Below are 4,548 nucleotides of genomic sequence, written 5' to 3' on the forward strand. Positions count from 1 at the left end.
GGGGGCCCGGTCCGGAGGGCGGCTATCTCCGACCTCGCGGCGGCGTTCAGCTCAAGAACGTCCGCTCGCCGGTAGGCGGTCAGGAGCGTTTTTTCCGGGGTCTTCGGATCGAAGGCCTTCGCCCAGGCTTCGACGGTTTTCTCGATCGCCTCGTCCCGGTCTTTGGCGAGGACCATCATGTCGGCCGACAGGTACTTTTGAAGTCCTTCCGCAACCTTTCCATCCCGGATCTCCCGGGAGGCCTCTTTCTGCCAGTTCTCTCTCTGCCGGCGGTTTTCCGTCACCTCGGCGTACCCGAGTTCTTTCTTGAGGGTCTTGAAGGGATTTCCGGCGGCCACGGGAGGCACCTGGCTTTCGTCCCCGATCAGCAGGAGCTTGGCTCCCGCTTTCCCGGTCTCGCGGATCAGTCCGGCCATCAGCCGGGTGTCGTTCATCGCCGCCTCGTCCACGACGACAACGGTTTTCTCCGTCAGCTTCTTCCTGGGCTCGGCCTGCGTCCCGTCTTCCCGCTCGTATCCCTGGATCTCACCGAGAAAGCTCGCGATGGTCTGGGAGCGGATCCCGGTGTCCTTCTGGAGACCGGCGGACTTTTTCCCCTGGAGGGAGCACCCGATGACTTCGTAGCCCTGGGATTCCAGGGCATACCGGACCGGGACCAGCGCCGTGCTCTTTCCGGCCCCGGCGTGCCCCTCCAGAATCTGGATCCGGCCGGTCCGGGTGGTCAGATGGTCGATCGCGTTACGCTGCTCACCCGACAGTTTGAAGCCTTTCTCGAATTCGTACCGGGAAATTCCGGACCGGACCGCAGAGGGATCCACGATATGCCGGACGTCCTCTTTCCCATCGCGGGCCAGGGACTGGATCTCTTTTTCAAGGGCGAGCATTTCCCGGGTCGTGTAGTAGATCGCCCCGTCCTTCCCCCGCAGTTTCACGATCTCCGGATCTTTCAGGAGACCTTCGACTTCCCGCTTCACGCAGTCGAGCCCCCGGCCGGTCTGCGAGCACGCGACGCCGGCCTCCCGGAAAAGATCCTGCTCCGAAAAGACCGCTTCCATCGCCGTCAGCGTCCGGAAAGGCCCGGGACGCTCGATCGAAACAGGCTTCGATTCCCTCTCCACGCTCCGAAGGGCCGCTAGCGTCTTTCCGGAGATCCCATATTCTGCAGCAATCCCCGTCCATTGCTCCTTGAGAACTTCGGGTTCGAGGACCTCTTTGGCTTTTCTCGTGTCGAGGGCCGCGACTTCCGCCGCCTTCCCGCCCGACCAGCCTTTTTCTTTGAGCGCCGCCTCGATCTGTGAACGGCGCTTGCTGAACTCCTCTTCCAGTTCCTTGGGAACGCCCTGAACACGGAAATACTCCCGGTCGGCTTCGATTCCGAATCCGAGCCCCCCGATTTCCTGAGACAGTTCCGCCCGGTAGACGGCCCCCAAGGCCATTTTCCAGTCGTAAAGCTCTTTTTCGTTCAACGCTCCCCAAGTCCCGTCCGCTCTCAGTCCAAGGTTCTGGAGCATGGCGTGGGAGTGGATCTGGGGGTCCAGTTCGCGGGAACTGCCGTGGCGGTAGACGGCCGCCAGAAGCTTCACGTGTTCTTTCGTGATCGTTCCTTCTTTTGCGTTTCCCCGCCGCGCCAGGGCAAACTTTTCCTCAATAAAGGCCAGGGTCTTCTCGACCGCCCGGTCCTGGGCGGCCTCGAGGCCTTTTTTGACGTCCTCGGTTCCCACGGCCCACAGGATCGAGACGGATTTCGGAGCGGAAAAGGTCAGATCGATCGCATAGCGCCGCTTCTCTCCGGCCTTCTGGACCAGGGCCGAATCGGTCCGGGGATCCCTCCCCTGGAGGGTCTTGAGGTGGTCCTCCCGCTTCACCGCTCCATGAAGACCGAGCTCCCGGGCGGCGGATCCGAGCCACCGGGAAGGGGTCGCCGCCGACCCCTGGGCGTAGTAGTCCTCGACCGCCCCGACCTGTTTTTCCTTGGTCCGGTTCTCGTCGGGGTAGTCCGCCACGCCGGCCAGGTCTTTGCCCGTCCGACCTTTTTTGACCGTGATCGACAGCATCAGCGAACCCTCACTCCTTTTATTTCTCCGGTTGTCGGGTCCGGGCCGGGGACGCAATAAAATTTTTCTCCTTCCCGATCCACTGTCCAGCCTGCAATATTGCAATAAAAAAGACTATAGAAACTATTCACCGCCGGGATCACCGCAACTCCCTTCGCGTAACCCTCTGCGTAACCCTTTTTTTCACCTTCCTTTTTTGACTTGTCTGTTACGATTTTAGACGCTTCCGCGAATCCCTTCGCGTAACCATTTCCTTCACCTTCGGCAACCCAGTTTTTGTGGACCACATAAGTTCCCCATCCTCCCAGCCCCAGCGCGACGACGATCGCCACGGCCGTGACGATCAGCCATCTTTTGTGCAGAGGCCGGTTCGAATGGCTCTTGAGTTCATCGACAGCTTCGCCGATTTTGGTCACAAGAATCGGTCCCAGAGCGTTTGCAATGTCGCCTTTGGCTTTTTCCTGCAATTTTTCAATCGCCCCCACCGCCTTGTCTCGACTCTCCTTAACCACAGCGGCCGAGGCTTCTGTCACGGCGATGGAGGCCTTGCGGAGTTCGCGGGCGCCTTCCTCCGCTTCTTTCCGGGCTTTTTCCGGGAACTGTTCGAAAATCCGTTGATAGAACTCAAACCAGACGAAGATCATCCACGTCGGATCCGTGTCGGGGACCTCAAACTCCTTTTGAAATTTCAGGTATCGCGTCACTTCGTCCGGACTCATCTTCCGGCCAGTGACATTTGCAAAGACTTTTTCAACGTCCATTTTTTCTCCTTGGGGGATTATGGTCGGGTGATACCACCCCACCATTTGATAGACCTTCCACCCCGGCCGCGTAAAGCGGAGCGACCGCCATTTCCCATGCTTTTCTGACCCACCGGGAAACAGACGCCTTCTCGACGATAACAAGCTCCGGACTTCTCTCAAGATCGGAGTAGCGGCCCGGGATTTTCCGGACCTTGATCGCCACCCGCTCGGTCAGACACGGCAAAACCCCTTCCAGCCCCCCGGATTCCAGCCACTCCTTCCTGAATCCGCTTTGATACCAGGGGAACTTCTCCGGGTTTCCTTCCTTTTCATTCAGTACGGCTATCTTTTTGTCCGCTTCCCGGCACATGGCCGATTCCTCGGCCAGTGTGACGGAATCCTCATCCGCCCCGATGAGCCAGGCAACGTAGACTTCGTAGCCAAGACTCCGGATTGTCGGTATGACGATTTCCGCCTGCGCGTCAATCGTGCTCGATCCACCTGAGGGAAGATTGATCACGATGTGGTTTCCCCCGCGCCGCTCGATCTCTTCGAATAGCCCGAGAATCGCCTCCTCCGAAAAATCCGGTCGGGCAAGATCGACAATCATTCCGGTGACCCCGCTCACTCCTTGATACCGCCTTGAGACATCATCGATCTTCTTGTCCCCCTCTACCACGACCACCTCCCCATCCCCCTTTTGGATCTGATAATCGATTGCGAGGCCGGCATACGTCGATTTTCCAACCCCACCCTTATCTCCGTGAACGATCAGAATATCCTTTCCCATCTTCGACCTCCTCTTAATATTTGATTTCCGGCCATCTGGAGCCACTTGCTTCCGCTTCTTTCGGATCTGGCGTTTTGCTTCCCGTCACGACCCCACCCGTCGGGGCCGCCTGAGGAGGTCCCGGGAGTCCTTTTTTCTCTTCTTTCAGGATCCCGGGTTTCTTTTCGGGGACGTTCTCCTTCCTTTCCGTTTTTTCAGGAACCGCTTCTGCTTTAATCGCCTGCCTGCCCGCCTTCACTCCTTCCTTTTCACGGCGGCGGCGCTCTTTTGAATAGGCGGTCCGGACGATTTTTTCTGACCACTCCCGATCCAGCGCTTTTATGATCTCTCCCCAGCCCGCTCCGATCTCCCGGGCCTCCGCAATAAGATCAAAATTTCTCCGGATCGTTTTCGTAAGGCCGGTCGGCTCACTCTTTATATTGTCTATCAATGAGATAAGGCCGCTTCCGCTGACATCGCGCACTTTTTCGCTTCCCATTTGCACCCCTTCGCATATATTTGCACCTGTTAGCACTATATCACACCATTAAGCACCCGTTAGCTTCCTATAATACCTATAGGTGCATCAGGTGTGGTGAAAATTATAGGGGAGAGCTCCTTCCAATTCAAGTCGGGGCATCTCGAAAAATGATGAAACGAAAAAACGTGCTATAGTAGTATGACGTATTACATGAAAAGAGGGGACTATGCACAAGAAAATGACGATCTCACTGGATGAAGCCGTGTATGAAGGACTCTACCGGACGGTCGGCAGGCGGCACATGAGCCAGTTCATCGAGGACCTCCTCAAGCCGCATGTGCTTGATACGGCTCTGGACGATGGTTACCAGGCGATGGCCGCCGATCCGGAGCGCGAGGCCGAGGCGATGGCATGGTGCAACGCTCTCGTGGCAGATATGGCCGATGAAGCGCGGTGAGGTCTGGTGGGTGGAGTTTGATCTGTCCGTAGGGAGCGAGATAC

Annotated in this window: 5 protein-coding genes; 1 reads left to right on the forward strand and 4 read right to left on the reverse strand. The window is 57.7% G+C overall.

The window, feature by feature from the left end; genetic code table 11:
• From mobF to ACYCUK_RS23515, 4 genes are all read right to left on the reverse strand, one after another.
• The coding region (gene mobF / locus ACYCUK_RS23500) for a MobF family relaxase (protein ID WP_461597008.1) at nt 1-2,054 on the reverse strand (2,054 nt) is incomplete at its 3' end.
• The gene (locus ACYCUK_RS23505; RefSeq protein WP_461597009.1) at nt 2,054-2,815 is read right to left on the reverse strand and encodes a hypothetical protein; all 762 of its coding nucleotides are present in this window, start codon (nt 2,813-2,815) and stop codon (nt 2,054-2,056) included. The genes ACYCUK_RS23505 and mobF, both read right to left, overlap by 1 nt.
• Nucleotides 2,805-3,587, reverse strand: a complete 783-nt coding sequence (locus tag ACYCUK_RS23510) for a hypothetical protein (RefSeq protein ID WP_461597010.1) — start codon at nt 3,585-3,587, stop codon at nt 2,805-2,807. Before ACYCUK_RS23510 ends, ACYCUK_RS23505 begins: the two co-directional genes overlap by 11 nt.
• 13 nt (nt 3,588-3,600) lie before the next feature.
• Nucleotides 3,601-4,065 carry a hypothetical protein gene (locus ACYCUK_RS23515; protein ID WP_461597011.1) on the reverse strand — a complete coding sequence of 155 codons (465 nt, stop codon included), beginning with the start codon at nt 4,063-4,065 and terminating at the stop codon, nt 3,601-3,603.
• Between the two features lie 208 nt (nt 4,066-4,273).
• On the opposite strand from ACYCUK_RS23515, the gene ACYCUK_RS23520 reads away from it, so the two are divergent.
• Nucleotides 4,274-4,504, forward strand: a complete 231-nt coding sequence (locus ACYCUK_RS23520) for an addiction module antitoxin (protein ID WP_461597012.1) — start codon at nt 4,274-4,276, stop codon at nt 4,502-4,504.
• Nucleotides 4,505-4,548 lie beyond the last annotated feature (44 nt).

It is taken from the genome of Thiomonas sp. (assembly GCF_054608695.1).